This window comes from Streptomyces sp. LN549 (genome assembly GCF_043203805.1).
In the GTDB taxonomy this organism is placed as follows: Bacteria; Actinomycetota; Actinomycetes; order Streptomycetales; family Streptomycetaceae; genus Streptomyces.
The window spans coordinates 7,923,271-7,943,938 of the sequence record NZ_JAZHRI010000002.1 but is presented as its reverse complement, the minus strand read 5'-3'; the positions used below and the strand labels follow the sequence as shown (position 1 = coordinate 7,943,938).

14 protein-coding genes are annotated in these 20,668 nt (G+C 71.1%); 13 read left to right on the top strand and 1 reads right to left on the bottom strand.

Translation table 11 applies throughout. The annotated features are described in order from the left end of the window. The first annotated feature begins 64 nt into the window (after positions 1-64). Positions 65-1,753 (top strand): AAA family ATPase, encoded by a 1,689-nt coding sequence (locus SH922_RS35335; RefSeq protein WP_393062623.1) that lies wholly within the window; start codon positions 65-67, stop codon positions 1,751-1,753. Positions 1,754-1,779: 26 nt separating this feature from the next. Here SH922_RS35335 and SH922_RS35330 read toward each other — a convergent pair whose 3' ends face one another. Beyond that, positions 1,780-2,619, bottom strand: coding sequence for a maleylpyruvate isomerase family mycothiol-dependent enzyme (locus tag SH922_RS35330; protein ID WP_393062622.1), 840 nt, complete (start codon positions 2,617-2,619; stop codon positions 1,780-1,782). A 143-nt stretch (positions 2,620-2,762) separates the two neighbouring features. Here SH922_RS35330 and SH922_RS35325 point away from each other — a divergent pair, with 143 nt between their 5' ends. The 12 genes from SH922_RS35325 (at position 2,763) to SH922_RS35270 (ending at position 20,622) form a co-directional block, all read left to right on the top strand. Then, positions 2,763-3,497 carry a response regulator transcription factor gene (locus SH922_RS35325; protein ID WP_393062621.1) on the top strand — a complete coding sequence of 245 codons (735 nt, stop codon included), beginning with the start codon at positions 2,763-2,765 and terminating at the stop codon, positions 3,495-3,497. A 67-nt stretch (positions 3,498-3,564) separates the two neighbouring features. Beyond that, positions 3,565-5,538 (top strand): sensor histidine kinase, encoded by a 1,974-nt coding sequence (locus tag SH922_RS35320; protein ID WP_393063782.1) that lies wholly within the window; start codon positions 3,565-3,567, stop codon positions 5,536-5,538. Between the two features lie 125 nt (positions 5,539-5,663). Beyond that, positions 5,664-6,110 (top strand): sortase-dependent protein, encoded by a 447-nt coding sequence (locus SH922_RS35315; protein ID WP_393062620.1) that lies wholly within the window; start codon positions 5,664-5,666, stop codon positions 6,108-6,110. Between the two features lie 91 nt (positions 6,111-6,201). Then, on the top strand, positions 6,202-6,846 hold the full coding sequence (locus tag SH922_RS35310) for a class F sortase (protein ID WP_393062619.1): 645 nt from the start codon (positions 6,202-6,204) through the stop codon (positions 6,844-6,846). Between the two features lie 49 nt (positions 6,847-6,895). Further along, a complete protein-coding gene (locus SH922_RS35305) occupies positions 6,896-7,891 on the top strand; it encodes a hypothetical protein (RefSeq protein ID WP_393062618.1) in 996 nt (331 codons plus the stop codon). 161 nt (positions 7,892-8,052) lie between these two features. Continuing rightward, entirely contained in the window at positions 8,053-9,036 is a 984-nt protein-coding gene (sph, locus tag SH922_RS35300) for a sphingomyelin phosphodiesterase (RefSeq protein WP_393062617.1), read from the top strand. A 109-nt stretch (positions 9,037-9,145) separates the two neighbouring features. Then, positions 9,146-10,861 carry an FAD-dependent monooxygenase gene (locus tag SH922_RS35295; RefSeq protein WP_393062616.1) on the top strand — a complete coding sequence of 572 codons (1,716 nt, stop codon included), beginning with the start codon at positions 9,146-9,148 and terminating at the stop codon, positions 10,859-10,861. A 146-nt stretch (positions 10,862-11,007) separates the two neighbouring features. Continuing rightward, the gene (locus tag SH922_RS35290; protein ID WP_393062615.1) at positions 11,008-12,597 is read left to right on the top strand and encodes a hypothetical protein; all 1,590 of its coding nucleotides are present in this window, start codon (positions 11,008-11,010) and stop codon (positions 12,595-12,597) included. 109 nt (positions 12,598-12,706) lie between these two features. Next, positions 12,707-16,735, top strand: coding sequence for a protein kinase (locus SH922_RS35285; protein WP_393062614.1), 4,029 nt, complete (start codon positions 12,707-12,709; stop codon positions 16,733-16,735). Positions 16,736-16,745: 10 nt separating this feature from the next. After that, positions 16,746-16,925, top strand: coding sequence for a hypothetical protein (locus SH922_RS35280; protein WP_393062613.1), 180 nt, complete (start codon positions 16,746-16,748; stop codon positions 16,923-16,925). Continuing rightward, positions 16,922-19,276: an AAA family ATPase gene (locus SH922_RS35275; protein WP_393062612.1), complete on the top strand. Its 2,355-nt coding sequence runs from the start codon at positions 16,922-16,924 to the stop codon at positions 19,274-19,276. The genes SH922_RS35280 and SH922_RS35275 overlap by 4 nt, the downstream gene beginning before the upstream one ends. Then, a complete protein-coding gene (locus tag SH922_RS35270; protein ID WP_393062611.1) occupies positions 19,276-20,622 on the top strand; it encodes a protein kinase in 1,347 nt (448 codons plus the stop codon). The genes SH922_RS35275 and SH922_RS35270 overlap by 1 nt, the downstream gene beginning before the upstream one ends. The last annotated feature ends 46 nt before the right edge of the window (positions 20,623-20,668 follow it).

Below are 20,668 nucleotides of genomic sequence, written 5' to 3'. Positions count from 1 at the left end.
GTCAGGAAGGCCGAACAGGCCTGGAGTCAGGCGATGACGCTGATGCAGCGCGGGGACACCGCGGGTGCCGGCGCACAGTTCGCACTCGCCACGACCCACGACCCACGATCCCGCAGCCGCGGACGCGTGGCTGGGGCTGCACGCGACCGGTCAGCGGCAGCAGGAGGCGCTGGATGCCATGCTCCGGTGTTCCGGGACCTTCGGTGCGCTGCGGACGAAGTTCGGGCTGCCACTGCGGTCCACGTTCCAGATCGGCCACTACGTCACCTTCCGTCTGGAGAACGCGCGCGATCTGTGGCTGGCGGCCATGTCCTCGCTGCTGGACAAGAAGCGGGTCGACGAGGCGTGGGCCGGGCTTTCCACCGCACAACTCGACTGTGACGAGACCCGTTTCGTCTGCACGCGCTACGCGTTCGTCAAGGAGGACTGGGCCCTCGTGCTGAGGTTCGCGACCGGTATCGGTGACGCGTTCCTGTACGACGAGGCGCAGTTGTACGTCGGTGCGGCACTCTTCGCCCAGGGCGTCTACCACGAATCGCTCAACGTCCTGACGCCGCTGCCGAAGAAGCTGGGAACCGGCAGCCGGTTCGACGCCGAGACCAAGTACTTCATGGGACGGTCACTGGAGGAGTTGGGGCGGCAGGAGGAGGCGCTGAAGCGGTACCAGTACGCCTTCCGGTGTGCGCCCGACCTCTTCGACGTGAACGTCCGCGCCCAGGCCCGGCCGGCGCCCGCTCCGGCCCCCGTCGCAGCAGACCTGGTTCTGCCGAGGCCGGCGCAGCCCGACACGCCCTCCCCCACCGTTCCGGCCCAGGCCGGGGCCGTCCAACCGTCTCAGGGGGGTACGGACAGCGCGCAGCCCGACGCCGAAGCGCGGCCCCGACTGCTTGCCGAGGCGCAGAAGTCGCTCGACGGCATGATCGGTCTCGAACCTGTGAAGCGCCAGGTGCTCACTCTCATCGCCCAGTTGCGCATGGCCGCCCTGCGCGAGGAGCAGGGGCTGCCCGGCGGCGCCCGCCCCCGGCACTTCGTGTTCGCGGGGCCTCCCGGCACGGGGAAGACAACCGTCGCCCGCATCATCGGCAAGGTGTTCGCCGGGCTCGGGCTGCTGAGTTCGGGTCATGTCATCGAGGCCCAGCGCGTCGACCTCGTCGGACAGCACCTCGGGTCCACGGCCATCAAGACCAGCAAAGTCATCGACTCGGCGCTGAACGGGGTGCTGTTCATCGACGAGGCGTACGCCCTGTCCAACAGCGGGTACAGCGGTGGCGACGCGTTCGGCGACGAGGCGTTGCAGGTGCTCCTGAAGCGGGCCGAGGACGACCGGGACCGGCTCGTCGTCGTACTCGCCGGCTACCGCGACGAGATGGTCGGGCTGCTCGCCGCCAACCCCGGGCTCGTGTCCCGTTTCACCACGCGTGTCGACTTCCCGTCCTACTCCGCGCAGGAGCTGGTTCTCATCGCCCGCACCGTCCTGGCCGCCCAGGGCGACGAACCCGACGACGGAGCGGTCGAGGTGCTCGGATCCTTCTGCACGGCGATCGTGGACGGCGGGATGGCCGACAGGGTGGGCAACGCCCGGTTCGCGCGCGAGCTCTGCCAGAAGGCCGCCGCGCAACGGGATCTGCGGCTCTACGCCAAGCACCCCACCAGCACACCCACCCGGGCGGAGATCGTGACGGTGCTCGCCGAGGACGTAGTGGCCGCGCACGAGGAGCTCATGGAGTCCCACGGGGACGGGAACGACAAGTAGTCCACGCCGTTCCCCGGCGGCCCGCTTCAGGGTGCCTTGAAGTACGCCGGGAACCGCGGCCCCATCCACGGCTTGCGGCCCCACGCGAAGACCCGTCCCCGCGCCATGGCGCCCACCGGTGAGCAGCGGCCGAGCGCCATCAGCAGGAACGTGACGGGCTCGATGGAGATCGTGCAGTCCGGGCGGTCCGGCAGCTCGTGGCCCACGACCGCCGAGCCGTCGGTGAACGTCACACCGAAGCGGCCGCCGCCCCACAGCCGCACCGCGTAGCGGGCGTTCAGACCTGCCGTCGTGGCGGCGTCGGTCACCCGGGGCATGGCCAGGACCATGAACGGGAGCGCCAGCCGGACCCGGGCGGGGTCGACCATGTGCGGGCGCTTCAGTGCGCGGGCCAGGTCGTAGCCGTGGCCCAGCATGTGCGTCAGGAGGTACGAGCCGAGGACCACACGGTTCATCGGCCCCATCGGCGTCATCAGCGTCTCGTCCGCGGGATGTCCGGCCATCGCGTCCAGGCAGGCGGCTGCCTGCGTCACGATCATCGAGGCCAGCGGCTCCGCCGCACGCTCGCCGAATGCCGCGAGGGCCTCCTCGTTGGCTGCGGCGATGCCCTGCGGGGTGCCGTCCCCGTGGCCTTGAGGGTGCCCGGCCGCCACGCCCGCCATCAGCGCGTTGGCCTGCGCCAGGTGCGCGGCCACCTCCCCCACCGTCCAGGTCAGTCCCGGCACGGGAGCCCCGGTGTCGGGGGCGCCGCGCAGCAGCTCCGCGATCTCCTCGGCTGTCGTACGTATCGCATCGGCCAGTCCCTCGGGCAGGCTTTCTGGCAAATCGTCCCGGAATGCCTGCCCCTGATCTGCCGCTGTGCCCATTGTGCTGCCGCTCCCGTGAACGCCGTGCCTGTAGCCCGAGCCCGCCGCCCGCGCCTGTTACCTGCGGGTACACAAGAGCAGCTCACACGGCCTCCCGGCAAGAGGTCGACGCTCTCCGTTCGAACCCCTCTACGATCGAGCGCGTGTGCGCAAATGTGATCATCGCCGAGGACGACGAGAAACAGGCGGAGCTACTCCGCCGCTACCTCGAACGGGAGGGGCATGCCGTCACCGTCGTCGGCGACGGCCTCGCGGCCCTCGACGCGGTCCGGCACCGGGAGCCGGACCTGCTGGTCCTCGATGTGATGATGCCCCGGGCCGACGGTCTGGACGTGGTACGTGTGCTGCGCGCCGAGTGCCGGGAGTTGCCGGTGCTGATGCTGACGGCCCGCACCACGGAGGACGATCTGCTGCTCGGCCTCGACCTCGGTGCGGACGACTACGTGACCAAGCCGTACAGCCCGCGCGAGCTGATGGCCCGGGTGCGTACGCTCCTGCGCCGCAGCCGCCGCACCGCGAGCGCCGCCGAGGCCGGCCCCGTCGATACGGCCGTCCTGACGGTGGGGGCGCTGGTGGTCGATCCCACCCGGCACGTGGTGTCGGTCGACGGCGAGGCCGTCGAGTGCACTCCGGGTGAGTTCAGGATTCTCGCCGCCCTGGCGGCCGAGCCCGACCGGGTCTTCTCCCGGCAGCAACTGCTCGCGGAACTGCACGGCTTCGACCGGTACATCAGCGACCGCACGGTCGACGTGCACGTCATGAACCTGCGCAAGAAGATAGAGCCCGCACCGCGCCGGCCCGCCCGGCTGCTCACCGTTTTCGGTGTCGGCTACAAGCTGACCGACCCGGCGAAGGCCGCGGCACGTGCGTCGTCGTAGCGAAGGACGCCCCCGGGGCGGTGTGCGCAGCGCTTCGTCGTCGGAGTTCGGGCCGTCGCGGACACGGCTGCCCTTGCGCAAGAGCCTGTTCGCCCGGCTGCTGGCCGTATCGGCTCTGGTCGCGGCGTGTTCGGTCGCCGCCACGGCGTGGCTGGCCGTCCAGACGACCTCCGGCGCGATCCTCCAGGAGCAGGGCCAGAACCTCACCGCCGACGCCCGGATCTACCACAGCCTGCTCGGCTACGCGGCGGCTCACCCCACCTGGGACGGCGTCGGTAACACCGTGCGCGACCTGGCCGCGCAGTCCGGCCGCCGGATCGCGCTGACAACCGAGCAGCGCGCGCCTCTCGCGGACTCTGCCGCGCCGGAGAAAGCCGCCGCGCTGCCGGCCCAGGCGTCGGCGATCGTGGACCCGCTTTCGGTGGACACCGCGCTGGCGGCCGAGAACGCCGGCCCGTCCGGCACTCCGGCGGACCGGGTCGATCCGCGTGCGGTCGGGCCGTTCCGGCTGCCGGCCGCGGAACGTACGGCGTTGCGGAAGATCGCGGACCGGGGCGTGGCCTGCCTCAGCGAGTCCGGGATCGCCTCGGACGTCGTCCGGACCGAGAGCGGGCGCCCGGTGATCCAGGTGGTGGGCAACGACCCCGACCGGCTCCAGGGAACCCGCTGCACCACCGACGCCCTCGACACCCCGACGGCCACGGAGAGGAAGGCCCTGAAGGCGCTCAACCAGCTGACCGACGCCTGTCTGAAGCGCCAGGACCGCAGCGGTGTCCACCTGAAGCTCGATCTGTCCTGGGGGCAGAGCGCGGAGCCCATGCCCACGGCCGTACCCACCGTGCCGCCCACCGAGGTGCCCGGCGCACCACCCGGCATCGAACCGGAAGCCGCACCGGCCGCCACGCCCAGCGCCACGCCCAGCGTCATGCCGGGCACCGGTCCCTCACCTGCCGTCGGCACCAGCGAGGACGACCGGGCCATCGCCTCCTGCGTGGGCACGGCCCGCCGGGAACAGCTCAGTTCGTACGTCGCCTCGCCCGCCCTGCTGTTCATCAGCGACACCGGCGGCACCACCGTCCCCGGTTTCGACCTCTCCCCGGCGAACACCGCCAGGATCGCCGGCGCGGCCGCACTCGTGCTGGCCCTCACCGTCGGCGCATCGGTGCTCGTCGGCGCCCGGCTCGTCCGCCCGCTGCGCGCCCTGACGGGTGCCGCCCAGCGGATGCGGGACGGAGAGGACACCGTGCCGGTTCTGGTCACCGCGGACAACGAGATCGGGCGGCTCGCCGCCACGTTCAACGACATGTCCGCCCACCGCGCACGACTGGAGGCCCAGCGCAAGGCCATGGTCAGCGACGTCGCCCATGAGCTGCGCACCCCGCTCAGCAACATCCGCGGCTGGCTGGAGGCCGCTCAGGACGGAGTGGCCGATCCGGACCCGGCGTTCATCGCCTCCCTGCACGAGGAGGCCGTGCAGTTGCAGCACATCATCGACGACCTCCAGGACCTGGCCCAGGCCGACGCGGGCGCCCTGCGGCTGCATCCCGAACCGGTACGGATCGAGGAGTTGCTGGGCCAGGTCGCCGCCGCGCACCAGGCCCGAGCCGAGACGGCCGGGGTGACACTGATGGTGCCGCCGCCGCGACCGGACCGCCTCCTGCCGGGACTGACGGCCGATCCGGTACGGCTCCGCCAGGCCATCGGCAATCTGGTGTCGAACGCGGTCCGCCACACCCCGTCCGGCGGCAAGGTCACCCTGCACGCGTACGGCTCCGAGTCGGGCGACGCGGTCCTGGTGGACGTGACGGACACGGGCACCGGCATCCCTGCCGCCGACCTCGCCCATGTCTTCGACCGCTTCTGGCGCGGCGAGAAGTCCCGCAGCCGTCGCACCGGAGGCAGCGGGCTCGGACTGGCGATCGTACGGAAACTCGCGGAGGCACACGGCGGCACGGCCACGGCGGCGAGCGTGCCGGGCGAGGGCTCGGTGTTCACGCTGCGCCTTCCGGCCGACCTCGCGGACCGCTCCGAGCAGCCCTGATGCGATGACCACAGCGTTCTGACAGCTTCTTCATAACTTCGCGCCAGCCTGTCGGCACGCCTCGCGCCGCGGTGCGCCTGTGCACCGCGGCGCCGTCGAGGCCGAACTGGAACGGAGCCATGTTCATGCCCCTGCGTACGTCTCTGCGTACCGCCGTCCTCAGCGCTGTCGCGGTCGGCGCGGTCTGCGTACCCGCCACCTCGGCGTTCGCCGACTCCTCGCCCACGCCCACGGCCAAGCCCTCGGCAGCGCCGTCGGCATCGCCGTCTTCGCCGGGTACCGAGCCCTCCCCCGCCGTCACCCGGGCGCCCTCCACCGCCACCCCGTCCGAGATGCCGCGTGGTGGCGTGGCCGCGGGCGACAACCCGACGCCCACGGCCACCCCGTCGGCCGTGCCGTCGAAGGCCCCGTCGGTCACGCCTCGGGGCGGTGTCGCGGCCGGTGACGAACCGGCCGGTGCATCGGGCGACAACACCGCCACCGTCATGGGTTCCGCCGTGGCCGCCCTGCTGGTCGCCGGCGCCGGAACGGTCGTTCTGCGCCGCCGCCACACCGGCCGCCGTAACGGCTGACCCATCCCGCAGCCGAACAGCCCGCAGTGGCGCCGTCCTTCACCGGGGCGGCGCCTCTGCCGTCGTCCGATCGCCTCAGGAGCCCGTTTCCATGTCCCGTACAACCTCGTCCCTTTGGCGCATTCGTACCGCGCTACCGGTGTACGCCTGCCTCGCACTGACCGCGCTTCCCGCGCTGACGGGCTGCTCCGACGCATCACCGTCGAAGTCTCCGGCCGCCGTGGCGCAAGCCCCCACAACGGTCGGCACTCCTGATGCCGAAGCCACGGACACGCCCCCGGCAAAGGCCGCTGCCCAGTCACCGGTCCACGTCTCCATTCCCTCCCTCGGGGTGGACAGCGACATCATGCGCCTCGGCCTCAACACCGACGGCACGGTCGAAGTGCCGCCCGCGGAGAAGGGCATGACGGTCGGCTGGTACACCGGCGGCGCCGTACCCGGCGAACCGGGGCCGGCCGTGCTGATCGGCCACAACGACACCCGCCTCGGCCGCGCCGTCTTCCACGACCTCAAGAGGATCACCAAGGGTGCGGACATCACCGTCCGCGACGAACGCGGCACCGAGATCCACTTCAAGGTCACGGGCCGCGAAACAGCGAGCAAGACCGCGTTCCCGACCGCCCGGGTCTACGGAAGCACCAAGGACCGGGCCCTGCGCCTGATCACCTGTGACGGCGCGTTCGACGCCCAGGGGCACCCCGTCGACAACCTCATCGTCTACGCGACGAGGCGGTGACGGATGCCGGGGCGCGGGCGTTGTCAGAGGCGGACGCTAGCGTTTGCCCATGTCCCGTACGACTCCGCCCCGCCCCGTCGACATCGCCGCGCACTTCCCGGAGTTGGTGCCGCTCGCCCGCACCACCGTCCGTCTGCATCCACGGCCGGGCGCGCCGACGCCCGCCGACAGCTCCGTCGGAGGCCCGCTGCTGTGGCCCGTGCACGAGCCGTGGCCAGTCTGCTCCGAACACACCGGGCCCTCGCTCGTCGGCTACCGGCAGGAGGACCTGCGGAAGCTGCGCCGCATTCTGACCGAAGGCTGGTCCCGGCCTCGGACAGCCGGGACCGACTTCCTCACTCCGGACGAGCGCGCCTTCGTCAGCGGTCTCGGGTACAGCGGCGTGCGTCTGCCTGTCGACGGCCCCGTTCCGCTGCTTCCCGTGCTCCAGGTGTACGCCAGGGACGTACCGTCGTTGCCCCGCCCGCCGGGCACCGACGTGCTCCAGGTGCTCTGGTGTTCCTTCGAGCACGGCGACGACTGCATGCCGGGTGTTCAGCTGCGCTGGCGCGCGGCCGATTCCGTCGGCGAGACGGCGGGCAATGTGCCCGCGGCCGTGGTCAGTGAGGGCGAGGCGCTGCCCGAACCCTGCCTCCTCAGCCCCGAACCGGTCACCGAGTACCCGGCCCCGCACGAGCTTGCTGACGACCTCCGTGAGCGGATCCGCACCTGGGAGGAGGGCAGGCCCTACGACTACCAGTCCGACCTCGCCGTGGCCCCGGGCTGGAAGCTGGGCGGGTGGGGGAACTGGAGCTTCTGCGATCCCTGGCCGATGAGCTGCGAGGAGTGCGGCAGCGGGATGCGCCCGTTGCTCACGGTGGACAGCAGCGAGTGGGACGGCGGCACGGGCAGCTGGTGCCCGCTGGAGGAGCCCGCCGAGGCGGAACGTCCGCTGTATCCGCTCTCCCATGAACCCACCATGATCTCGATCGGCCGCGGCTACACGATGCAGGTGTACGTGTGTCCGGAGTCGTTCGACCATCCGCCCCTGCAGGTGATGCAGTAGGCCCGCTCCCGGGGCGAACCGGCAGGGGCACGGCCGTCACCTGATGGACGGCGGCGGGAGGGGCTCCCGGAACCCGCCGTCTACCCATGAGTAACTCCCCCTGCTTTCATGGGGCCAGGACCTCACCACCCCCAACTGCAGCAGCAGAATCAGGAGTCCAGGTGCCCCACTCCGCGCTTCGCCGCATCTACGGCATGTCCCTGTCCGCCGCGCTCGCCGCCGTCACCCTGACCGTCGGCGCCCCGCACGCGTCGGCGGCCGCGGGCACTCCGTCCCTGCGGGTGCTCACGTACAACACGTTCCTGATGAGCACGAACCTCTACCCGAACTGGGGCCAGGCCCACCGCGCGGCGGAGATACCGAAGACCGCCTTCTTCCGTGGCAACGACGTCGTCGTGCTCCAGGAAGCCTTCGACAACGCTTCGTCGGACGCCCTGACGGCCAACGCCTCGGCCCAGTACCCGTTCCACACCCCGGTGGTCGGCCGGAGCAGGAGCGGCTGGGACGCCACCAGCGGGTCGTACTCCGCCACGACACCCGAGGACGGCGGCGTCGCCGTCCTCAGCAAGTGGCCGATCGTCCGGCAGGAGCAGCACATCTACAAGGACGCCTGCGGCAGCGACTGGTGGTCCAACAAGGGCTTCGCCTATGCCGAACTGAACGTGAACGGCACCCGGGTGCACATCGTCGGCACCCACACCCAGTCGACCGATCCGGGATGCGGTGCGGGCGAGGCGGCGGAGATCCGGGGCCGGCAGTTCCGGCAGATCGACGCGTTCCTCGACGCCAAGAACATCCCGGCGTCCGAGCAGGTCATCGTGGCCGGTGACCTCAACGTCGACTCCCACTCCCCCGAGTACGCGTCGCTGCTCGCGAACGCCGGGCTGACCGGGGCAGACGCCCGTACGGGGCACCCGTACTCCTTCGACACGCAGGACAACTCGATCGCCGCCGACCGTTACCCCGACGACCCGCGCGAGGACCTCGACTACGTGCTGCACCGTGCGGGCCATGCGAAGCCGGCGGGGTGGACGAACGAGGTGGTCAAGGAGGACAGCGCGCCTTGGACCGTGTCCAGCTGGGGCACGGACTACACGTACAAGAACCTCTCCGACCACTACCCGGTCGTCGCGGCCGCGCAGTAGCCCGGCAGACGGCTCCGGCCCTGCACCCCGGTGCAGGGCCGGAGCCGTCTGGCCCTGCACCTCGGTGCTTCGCTCCCCCGGCTCGCCGCCCGTACCGTGTCGGGCGACCATGGAGGAGGGACCGGCCGGGGGCAAGGCGCGGGAGGTATCTGTGGCACGCGACCACACCACTGACGTACTCATCGTGGGCGCCGGTCCGGTCGGGCTGAGCGCGGCCGCCGAGCTTCGCCGTCGCAGGGTGTCGTGCCGCGTCGTCGAGCGGCTGCCGGCCCGGCTCCCGTACGCCAAGGCCGTCGGGATCCAGCCGCGCACCCTGGAGATCTGGGACCGGATGGGCCTGGTGCGCACCGTGCTGGAGGCCGCCGTCCCGATGCGCGGCCAGCTGATCCACGTCAACGGCAGCGAGGTGGCCCGGATCGATCTCACCCTGCCGCCCGAAGTGCCCTACGGCTTCGCCGCGCTTCCGCAGTACGAGACCGAGCGCATCCTCGAGGAGTACGTGGCGGGTCTGGGCACGCGCGTCGAGCGCGGCACCGAGCTGCTGTCGTTCACCCAGGACGCGGACGGGGTCACAGCGCGGCTCGACGGCGACTCCGGCCCCGAGGAGCTCCGCGCCCGGTTCCTGATCGGCTGCGACGGCGCGCACAGCACCGTACGCAAGGGGCTGGGACTCTCGTTCGAGGGAGGCGCCTTCGCCGAGGAGTACATGCTGGCCGACGTCGTGGCCGACTGGGACCTGCCGTACGGCTACGGGGTGCGTGCGAGCCACACCGTCGACGACGGCTCCACCGATGACCTGCTGGTCTGCATCCCGCTCCCCGGCACCGGGCGCTACCGGATGTCCATGCTGGTGCCGCCCGCGCTCTCCGCCGGGGCGGCTGAGGGGGTCGAGGTGGCGCACGGGCTGGAAGGGGGACGTGTTCCGGAGCTCTCCGACATCCAGGCCGTCGTCGACCGTCTGGCCCCCAGGCCGGCGACCCTGTCCGGGATGCGCTGGGCCTCCGTCTTCCGCATCAGCCACCGGATCGTCGACCGGTACGGCGACGGCCGGGTCTTCGTCGCGGGCGATGCCGCCCACATCCACCCGCCCACCGGAGCGCAAGGCATGAACACCGGCATCCAGGACGCCTGCAACCTCGCCTGGAAACTCGCCCTCGTCGTCCGCGGGGAAGCCGGTCCCGCCCTGCTCACCAGCTACGACGCCGAACGCCGCCCGGTCGGTGAGGAGGTCGTCGGCCGGACCGTACGGCACGCCACGAAGGGCATCGAGAACGACGCCGACGACATGGAGACGCTGATGCTCCGCGAGGCCCAGCTGCTCGTGGAGTACCGCGACGGTCCCCTCGCCGGCGCCCCGTACGGGCCGGACGACGCGCCCCAGCCCGGCGACCGGGCACCGGACTGCGCGGGCCTGACCACCCCGGTGGCCACCTATTCCCTGCGCCTGCTCGATGTCCTGCGCGGACTCACGGGACATGTGCTGTTGCGGTACGCGGAGAAGAGCGCCGATGCCGACCTGATCGATGGGGACGGGGCAGGCGAGGCGGGCGAGGCGCGCGGGGCAGGCGAGTTGCACACGGTCACTGTCGTCGGCCAGGACTCCCCGCCGGACACTCCTGCGTACCGCGATGCCGCCGGTGAGTTCGCCCGGCTCTACCGCCCCGACGGCCCGACCGGCTTCCTCGTGCGCCCGGACGGCCGGATCGGTGCACGCTTCCCGCTCTCCGGCACCGCGGAGGCCGTGTCGGGCTACTTCGCGGCACTGACCGGGCCTGCCGACGGACCGCACCGGCGTTCAGTACGGTCAACACGGTCAACACGCTGACACCACCCAGCGCGTGAACTGTCATGCTGCACGTCCTGACCGAACGCGTTCCGCGCCATCGTGAAGGATCCTCCCGCTGTACCCCTCCTGTTAGCCATGCCTGGCTACTCTCCACTCGCCCGGCCCGGCACAGGAGAGGTACGTCCATGAGCACCCCGGTCCACCGCACCTCCGCTCGGCAGTCCGTGGCTGCCCTGCCGCCGACCCGGCAGGGCCGGGACCGGAGCCGGGCCGGGAATCCGTCCGGCAACTCTGCGGAACGCACACCCCTCGGGCTTCAGTCCAGCCTCGGCAACCGAGCCGCGACCGCGGCGGTGCAGCGCGCCAAGGGCACGGCGAAAGAGAAGGGGAAGGGTAAGGAGAAGGAACCGGAGAACGGCAACGCCGCCACCGGATCGAAGAGTTACCGCGACCGGATCGCCGCGGTCCTCGACAAGCTCAAGAAGAATCTCGAATTCATCGACACCTTCGTCAAGGGCGTCCATGTCCCCGCCAACGCAGGCTTCTCCCAGCAAGCCTCCGCCACGGTCGACGACGGCCTCAAGCACTCCGCCGGCTCCTCGGGAACCGCCGCCGCGTCGGAGAACCTCGTCACGGAGACCGCCGGCACGCTGCTCAGTGGCCTGGAGGCGGCCAAAGCCAAGAAGGACGCCGTGAAGCACAAGAGCGGCGCCGCCTTCCACGGAGCCGACAAGAAGGCCAACTCCAAAACGGCCGACGCGGTCGTCGGCGCCGCCAGTGCGGGAAACTACGCCCTCGGTATCGCCAAGGAACTGACCAAGGCCCAGAAGGCGGCGCACGCCATGACCGCGGCGGAGGTGAGCGGTATCGGCTCCAGCGCTGTCGGCGCGGTGAAGGGCGCCCGTGCGGCGGGCCGCTTCGGACTGACGGCCCGCAAGTACCGCGCCCTGAAAGGGCTCGGCACGCCCGACCGCACCGACGAGGGCGCACTGACCCGGCTGAACCAGGCACGGCAGGAAGCCGAATGGGCCGCGGCCGAGGCATACGTCGCACTGGATGCCCACTGGGACCACGAGGGCGAGGACCGGCTGGAGCGCGTTTCCGAGGCCATCGATACGGCCTGGGCGGCGATGGGTGACGCCCGTGACGCCGCCGGAGACGTCCGGCGCGCCGAGGACGTGAGCACGATGAACACGGTGCACACGTACGCGCTCGGCAAGCAGCGCAACAAGATGGGCAAGCAGGCGCTCACCGCCGTAGGTGAGTCCACCAAGGCCGCGGGCGGCATCGTGACGGCGGTCGCCGCCACAGCGGGAGGAGCCGGGCTGGCGAGCAACCCGGTCGGCTGGGGCCTCGCCGCGGGGGCGGCCGGCCTCATCCTCGGCGTCACCGCCTACAGGGCCGGCCGCGCGGGCATGAAGCGCTACGACGGGGCCCGCCACCCCGAACGCTGGGCGGCGGACGAGACCCCGGCGGAGCCCGCCTCCCGCCAGGATGCGCTGAAGGAAGCCCTGAAGTTCTGGAAGAAGGTGGAGAACGGTGAGCGCCAGGCCATGGCGCGAAAGATCTACGGACTGGCGGCGGGCCCGGACATCGCCGGCAGCAGCGACACGTCGGCCGCCATGCGGGACTCGGCCAGGGCCCTTCTCGTCGCTCTCAAATCAGGCCCGGCCAAGCACCGGCTGACCCCGGACGAGTGGGCGAACTCCCTCAACGACCCGGCGAAGAGCGCCGCCTGGGTCAAGGAGATAGCGGAACAGCTGTCTTCGGCCTGACCGCGAGGCGCTACCGAGCACACGGGATGGGAGCCGTCATCCGCCACGGGTGAGTTGATGCGCCTGTTCTATAGTGGGCGATCGTCGATGATCACGGGTGGTGTCGGGGGTGGCTGTGGACGAGGGGTTCGAGACACCGGCGGTGTGGCGCGTCGACGACGTCATCGATGGCCGGTACAAGGTCTCGCTGGTGCACGAGCGCGGCGGGATGGGGTTGGTCTACCGGGTCCGCCACCTCGCGTGGGGGATCGACCTGGCGGTGAAGTGCCCGCGGCCGGAGCTGTTCACCAGCGCGGCCGACCGCGAGCGGTTCGTCAACGAGGCCGAGACGTGGGTGTCCCTGGGGCTGCATCCGAACGTCTGCAGTTGCTTCTACGTGCGCACGATGGGCGGCATTCCCCGGGTGTTCGCCGAGTACGTCCCCGGCGGGAGCCTGCGGGAGTGGATCGACGACCGGCGGCTCTATCAAGGGGGGCACCAGGAGGCGCTGGCCCGGATCACGGACGTGGCGATCCAGGTGGCCTGGGGGCTCGCGCATGCCCATGACCGGGGACTGGTCCACCAGGACATGAAGCCGGACAACGTCCTGCTCGACGGCTACGGCCCGCAGGACCTCACGGCCAAGGTCACCGACTTCGGGCTGGCGCGAGCGCAGGCGACCGCGGGGACACGACCCGAAGGCGGCAGGCCGTCGGACCGGACTGTGCTGGTGCCCACCGGCGGGATGACTCGTGCCTATGCCTCGCCCGAGCAGCTGGCCGGCAAAGCTCTGGGGCGGCGCAGCGACATCTACAGCTTCGCGGTGTCGGTCCTGGAGATGTTCACCGGCGGAGTCAACTGGATGATCGGCTCCGTCGCCGGTGAGGTGCTCACCGCCTGCCGCACCGACGGGCCCGAAGAGGACGGACTGCCGCAGATCCCTGATGCCGTGGCCGACTTGCTCGCGCGGTGCTTGGAGGCGGACCCGGCCCGGCGGCCCCGGACGATGGCCGAAGTCGCGGGCTCCTTGGTGGGTGTGTACCGGGACATTGCGGGACGCCCGTACCCCCGCGTGCAGCCGGCGGCGGCCGATCTGCGGGCGGACGAATGGAACAACCGCGCACTGTCGCTGGTCGACCTGGGCAGACCCTCCCAGGCACAGGAGGCGTTCACGGCAGCGCTGAAGGCGGATCCGAGGCACGTACGGGCCAGCTACAACGCCGGCATGTGGCGGTGGCGGCGCGGTGAGATCAGCGATGTGGGGCTCCTGGCCGACATCGAAGCGGTCCGCGCCGACACCGAGGACACCTGGGAGGCACGACACGCCCTCGTCCAGGTGCAGTTGGAACGCGCCGACCTCGACGGGGCGCGCGCGCTGGCCGACCGGCTCGTACGTGAGCAGCCGACGGAGCCCGAGATCCAGGATGCGGTAAGCACCCTGCGCTCAGGACACCTCACCGGGGCCGGCTGCGTCGAGCGGCGCGACCTGCCGTGGGCCGCTCAGCCGCCCGCCTTTCCGAGTGTGCTACGGCTCACTCCCGATCTGCGTTTCGCGTTCGTCGGGAGCCGTGACGGCATGCTGCGGCTGTGGGACGTCCAGAGCGGAAAGTGCCTGGTGGCCGTGGAAGGGCACGAAAGCGCTGTCCGCTGCGTCGACGTGAGCGCGGACGGGCGTTTCGCCCTCTCCGGAGGTGCTGACGAGGTCGTGGGGTTCTGGGACCTGGCCGAGGGTCGCTGCCTGGGCCGCGCAGCCATCCCCCTCCCGGAGGGGCGGCCCACCCCGGGCGCGATCCGCCAGGTGCGCTTGAGTGGCGACGCCAGTCTGGCACTGTGCGCAACGTCCTACGGAACGATCTTCTCCTGGGAATTCCACTCCGGCAAAGGCCGAACCGCTCTCAAAGGCCCGGACGAGCACGGGCGAACGCTCGTGGTCAGCGATGACGCGCGCTGGGCACTGGCGTCCGGGGGCATGGGCGGAACCGAAAATGCCACGGTCCGGCTGTGGGACCTGTCCGACGGACGGCTCCGGCATGTTCTGCGCGGCTCCGGATTCTCCGAGCCGAAGGGCTTCAGCCCGGACGGCACGTCAGCCGTCACGAGCGGTACCGATGGGAAGATCCATATCTGGGACATCGGCAGCGGCACGTGCGTGCGCACGCTCAGCGGACACTCCACGACAGCGTCGGCGGTGTCGCTGAGCACCGACGGCCGTCATGCGATCAGTGGCGGACGGGACAAGAGCATCCGCTTCTGGGAGCTGGAGACCGGCCGCTGCCTGCGGACGTTCGAAGGTTTGGAGAGCGTGCCGCTCGCGGTCGCGCCGAGCCCGGACGGACGGCACGCGGTCTCCGTGGATGCGGATATCCGCCGCACCTGGGAACTGCCGGGAAAGCACTCCAGCGTGCTGCTGCCGAGCCGGCCGCGGGCGCACAGCGAGGTGAGCCGGCTGAGGGCCCAGGTTGCGGATCTGGCAGCAGAGGCGGAGCAGGCACGTGCGTCCGGCCGGTACACGCACGCGCTCGATCTGCTCACGCAGGCAAGGAACACCTCCGGTTTCGAACGAGATCCCGAACTCCTGTCCGCATGGCGGGCCCTGGGCCGCTCAACCGTCCGCGTAGGCCTGCGGTCCGCCTGGCGGGGCAGGACCCTTCGCGCCCATGACCACCATCTCAGCTCGGTCGACGTGTCGGATGACGGCCGGATCGCCGTGACCGCCGGCAGCGACCGGACGGCAAGGCTGTGGGACCTCGAAAGCGGAGCGTGCATCCGCGTCCTCGACGGTCACTCCCACCACACGGTCGAGTCGGTGCGCCTGAGCTCCGACGGACGGTATGTGCTGTCCGGGTGCCAGGACGGCACCGTACGGCTGTGGCGCGCCGATGACGGCGAGTGCCTGCGTGTCATGGACGGGCACCGCTACGGCGTTTTGTGGCTGCGGTTCAGCCCCGACGGCCGCTCGGCCCTGGTCGGCGCAGGGGCAAACATGATCCGTTTCTGGGACCTCGAGAGCGGCAGGCTGCCGATGACGCTGGAGGCCGAGCGTGCGCAGGCGGACACGGCCGGAGCCACCGATGGCGAGCGCCTTGTCGCCCACCGCGGCTACACCGCCAATTCCGTACAGCTGTGGGACCTGGACAGCGGCGAAGGCCTGCTGACCTTGCGCGGGCACACCGACCAGCTGACATCAGTGTGCCTGAGCGCTGATCAACGAACCGTGCTCTCCAGCGAGCGGACCATCCGGCTGTGGGACACGGCGAGCGGACAGTGCGTGCGGGTATTCGACGAGCAGGCGGGCCGTGCGAACTCCGTCCAGCTCAGCGCGGACGGCCGTTTCGCGGTGTCCGGCCACAGCGACGCCCTCGTCCGCGTCTGGGATGTGGAGAGTGGACGCTGTATTCGCGTCCTCGAAGGTCACCGGACAAGCGTGTCCAGCGTCGCCCTGACGCCCGACGGCCGTTTCGCCCTCTCCGGCGAGCAGGACGGCACCGTTCAGCTCTGGGAGCTCGACTGGGAACTGGCCGCACGCGAACCGGCCGACTGGGACAACGGCGCGCTGTCGCACGTGGAGACCTTCCGCGCCTGGCACCCGACACCGTTGACCGACCGCGATGTGGACACCCTGCTCGGCCGTCTGCGCGACGCGGGCTACGGCTGGTTGCGGCCCGACGGCGTACGTGCCCAGCTCCACCGCCTGGCGACCGCGCCCCCGACGCCCTCCCGAAGGGAGGCACACGAGGCCCTGCGCGCTGTCACCGACGGCCCTGAACCGGGGCAGGCGAACACGAGGCTGAAGCCGGTCGGGCTGTACCGGCAGATGTACGAAGGGTGGCTGCAGCACCTCCCCTCCATCCATGAAGCCCGTAAGGGGCACGTGCTCGAGGACCGGGCCCGGGTCATCGAGTACATGAAGACCGAAGAGTTCGGGGCGATGGACTACATGTCGGCCATCCTCGACCTGCTCGACCAGAAGGAGTACATCCCTGGCGGGCCGTCCTTGCACACGGACGGAGTGTGGGTCTGGCGAACCGACTCGATCCACTACTTCGAGCATCACCAACTGGAGATTCCCCAGGACTTCCTCCGTCACGTACGTGGAAACGACTACCGGCCGTACACCGATCACGCCTTCGACTACGACGATCTCGACCCGTTCATGTGAGGGGGCGTGCATGTCCGGGAGACCGCCGTTGGACCACGTCCGGGCGTGGGAAGGGCATAGGGAGGACATCTACGTGCTGACGCTGACGCCGGACGACCGCTACGTGCTGTCGGGCCGCGCGGACGGCAGCGTGCCGATGCGGGAGCCGAACCGGGAACTGATAGGCGCAAGCGAGGGCGGTGCGCCATGAGCGGGGACGCCGGCTACGCCGACAGCGCGCTGTTCGTGCTGGCCCGGGCCCTTGTCGAGGCGCGTTCCGGCCGGGCAGCCGAGGTCGAGCCCGATCATCTGCTGGTGGGGACAGGCACGTTATGCCGTCCTGACCTGCCGGAGATCCTCGCGCGCGGTCAGCGGGAGCCGGCTCTGCGGCGGCCGATAGAAGCCGACGCCCAGCGCGTCACGGAGTGCTTCGCCCGGGCCGGGATCAGCCCGCGCCGCCTGCGCCGGAGTCTGCGCGAGGCCCTCGCCGTCGAGGGCGGCGCAGTCGGGGGCGAACGTCAGCTGAGTCGTGCCGCGCGCCGGGCCCTCCGCCGCGCCACGGAGCTGGCCGGCCCGGAGAAGGCCGACGCCGTGCATCTGCTGCGGGCCGTGCTCGACGAGCTCACCCCCGTGGGACGCAACGTCCTGAAGTCGTACGGGATCACTGACGCGCCCGCGGCGTTCTTCCCCGCGGCACCCGACACTCCGCATCTCGACCTTTACGGAAGGGACTTGAGCGTCCTGGCCCGTGCGGGCAAGCTGCCGGCGCTGATCGGCCGCCGCGCCGAACTGCGCACCCTCGCCCGTATCCTCGTCCGCCAGCGCAAGGCCAACGCCGTCCTCGTCGGCCATGCCGGCACCGGCAAGACCGGCATCGTCGAAGGCCTCGCCCAGCGGCTGGCCTCGCCCGGCGCACCCGCCGAGCTGGCCGGGGCGCGGATCGTCGAGCTGTCGATGTCGGCCCTGGTGGCGGGCACGAAGTACCGCGGGGAATTCGAAGAGCGAATGCAATCGGTGCTGGATGAGGCGCGGGCCGCACCGGAAGTGATCCTCTTCATCGATGAACTGCACACCGTCCTGCGGGCCGGCGGACGTGGGGCGAGCGACGCCGCCAACATCCTCAAGCCCGCGCTGGCCCGGGGCGAGCTGCGTTGCATCGGGGCCACGACGCCCGGCGAATACCGCCGCGATATCGAGGACGACCCGGCGCTGCAGCGGCGTTTCGAGGTCGTCTGGGTCGACGAGCCGGACCGGGACGAGGCGGTGGCGATTCTCACCGGCGTCGCGGAATCGTTCATCGCGCACCACGGCGTGCGGATCGAGCCGGGGGCAGTGGCGGCGGCCGTGGACCTGACCATCCGGCATCTGCCCGATCAACGGCTGCCGGACAAGGCCATCGACGCCCTCGACCAGGCATGCGCCACGGCCCGTATCCGAACGCTGAGCCCTGACGTCGAACCGGAGCCGGAGCTGCGGATCGGCCGGGACGAGGTGGCTGCGGTCGTCGCCGAACGGGCCCGGCTGCCGTTGCAGCAGGTGGCGCGGGGGGAGGCGGAGCGGCTGCTGGCGATGGAGGAGCAGCTGCGTCGCCGCGTGGCCGGACAGGACGAGGCCGTGCGTGCTGTGGCCGAGGCGGTGCGCACCGGGCGGTCGGGACTGGGCGATCCGCGGCGGCCGGTGGGGGTGCTGCTCTTCGCGGGGCCGACCGGGACGGGAAAGACGGAACTGGCCAAGGCACTGGCCGAGTTCCTCTACACCGACGAACGGCGGCTGGTCCGCATCGACCTGTCCGAGTACAAGGAACGGCATGCGATCTCGCGCCTGCTGGGCGCTCCGCCGGGCTACGTCGGGCATGACCGCGAGGGGCAGCTGAGCGGCCCGCTCCGAGATCATCCGCAGAGTGTGGTGCTCTTCGACGAGGTGGAGAAGGCACATCCGGAGGTCCTGGACGTGCTGCTGCAGATCTGCGACGAGGGTCAGCTGACGGATTCGCGGGGGCGGCGGGTTCCCTTCTCGGAAGCGGTGGTGATCCTTACGTCGAATCTCGGGTCGGGGACGGCTTCGCGACGGGCCGGTGGCTTCGGATTCGCAGGGGCGTCGTCGGCCGGTGTCGCGCCCCCGGGCAACGCGTCTGCGCCCGCCGGGCAGGAGAGCCCGTCCCCCGCCGGGCCCGGGCCTGCCCACCCTGCGCACCGGCCGGTCCTCGACGCCCTGCACCAGCACCTCCGTCCTGAACTCCTGGGCCGGATCGGCCGGATCGTCGTCTTCTCCCCGCTGTCCGAGGCTGCTCTGCACCCCGTCCTCGACAAGCTCCTGGACCGGGTTCGGACCCGGCTCACCGCCCGCGCCGTCACCCTGACCCTCACCCCCGCCGCCCGCGCGCTGCTCCTGCGCCACGGCGCCGACCCCCGCGTCGGCGCCCGCCTCCTCGAGCAGGCCGTCGACCGCCTCCTCGTCCAGCCCCTGGCCCGCGCCCTCCTCAACGGCGACATCACCGACGGAACGACGGTCCGGGCGGACGCCGCGGGCGAGGCACTGTCCTTGACAACGGAGAACTCCTGATGAAAACGCCACCCGCCACCGTCAGACTCACGCTCGTCAAGGGGCGTCTGGACCCGGCCGAGTACGTCTATGACGACCGCACCACCTGCGTCCTCGGGCGCTCCCCGGACTGCTCCCCGCAGCTGCCGAACGACGAACACCACCGCACCGTCTCCCGCCATCACTGCCTCATCGACATCAACCCGCCCGATATCCGCATCCGCGACTTCGGCAGCCTCAACGGGACCTATGTCAACGGTGAGAAGATCGGCCAGCGCCGCCAGGGCCTCACTCCTGCCGAGGCCGCGGGCGATTCGTACCCCGAGCACGATCTGTCCGACGGCGACGAGATCCGCGTCGGCAAGACCGTGCTGCGGGTCGGTGTCACGCGGCAGCAGCCCACCCGCGTCCTCGGCGCCTGCGCCACGTGCGGCCGCGAGGTGGCCGACCCCGGCCGCGACGGCGAAGTGCTGTGCGCTGTCTGCCAGTCGGAGCCTGCCGCCGTGCTGAAGCTGCTGCTGGAGCGGGCGAAGGGCGGGCACGTCGACCTCAAGGGCATCCACGGCTACACCGTGCTGCGCGAGCTCGGCCGGGGCGGCATGGGCGCGGTCTATCTGGCGCGACACGAATCCACCGGGGCGGAGGTGGCGCTCAAGGTGATGCTGCCCAAGGTCGCTGCGAACGCCACTGCCCGGGCCCGCTTCCTGCGCGAGGTGGGGCTGACCCGGGCGCTGCGGCACCCGCATGTAGTGGCGCTGCACGATGCGGGCTTCGCCAACGGCACCTTCTATCTGACCACCGAGTACTGCACCGGCGGCAGCCTCGACCACCTGCTGGCCGGACGCGGCGGCCGCCTGCCGGCCGACGAGGCCGTCCCTCTGGCCCTGCAGGCCCTGCGCGGACTGGAGCACGCCCATGACCGGGGCGTCATCCACCGCGATCTCACCCCGTCCAACATCCTCCTGGACGGCACCATGACGGCGAAGATCGCCGACTTCGGCATCGGCAAGGCCTTCGATCAAGCCGGCCTCAGCGGCCTCACCCGCACCGGCGCCACGGCGGGAAAGCCGATGTTCATGCCACGCCAGCAGGTCATCAACTTCCGCAAGGCGCCGCCCGCGGTGGACGTCTGGGCTCTCGCCGCCTGCCTGTACCAGGTGCTCACCGGAAAAACACCCCGCGAGTTCCCGCCCGCGAAGGACCCCTGGCAGGTGGTCCTGCAGGAGCCGGCTGTCCCGATCCGCCGCCGCGAGCCCGGCATCCCGGCTCCCCTCGCCGCCGTCATCGATCAGGCGCTGCGTGAACGCCCGGAGATAGGTTTCCGGAGCGCGGCGGACTTCCGGGTGGCGCTGGAGCAGGCCTCGTAATCCTCGGAGGGCGGTACGGGAAACGTCACGACCCCCCACCTGAACA

Excerpts from the sequence above, each read along its gene's own strand:
- SH922_RS35330 (WP_393062622.1), bottom strand. The coding sequence starts at position 2,619 with ATGGGCACAGCGGCAGATCAGGGGCAGGCATTCCGGGACGATTTGCCA.
- SH922_RS35315 (WP_393062620.1), top strand. The coding sequence starts at position 5,664 with ATGCCCCTGCGTACGTCTCTGCGTACCGCCGTCCTCAGCGCTGTCGCG.
- SH922_RS35310 (WP_393062619.1), top strand. The coding sequence starts at position 6,202 with ATGTCCCGTACAACCTCGTCCCTTTGGCGCATTCGTACCGCGCTACCG.
- SH922_RS35305 (WP_393062618.1), top strand. The coding sequence starts at position 6,896 with ATGTCCCGTACGACTCCGCCCCGCCCCGTCGACATCGCCGCGCACTTC.
- SH922_RS35295 (WP_393062616.1), top strand. The coding sequence starts at position 9,146 with ATGGAGGAGGGACCGGCCGGGGGCAAGGCGCGGGAGGTATCTGTGGCA.
- SH922_RS35290 (WP_393062615.1), top strand. The coding sequence starts at position 11,008 with ATGAGCACCCCGGTCCACCGCACCTCCGCTCGGCAGTCCGTGGCTGCC.
- SH922_RS35280 (WP_393062613.1), top strand. The coding sequence starts at position 16,746 with ATGTCCGGGAGACCGCCGTTGGACCACGTCCGGGCGTGGGAAGGGCAT.
- SH922_RS35275 (WP_393062612.1), top strand. The coding sequence starts at position 16,922 with ATGAGCGGGGACGCCGGCTACGCCGACAGCGCGCTGTTCGTGCTGGCC.
- SH922_RS35270 (WP_393062611.1), top strand. The coding sequence starts at position 19,276 with ATGAAAACGCCACCCGCCACCGTCAGACTCACGCTCGTCAAGGGGCGT.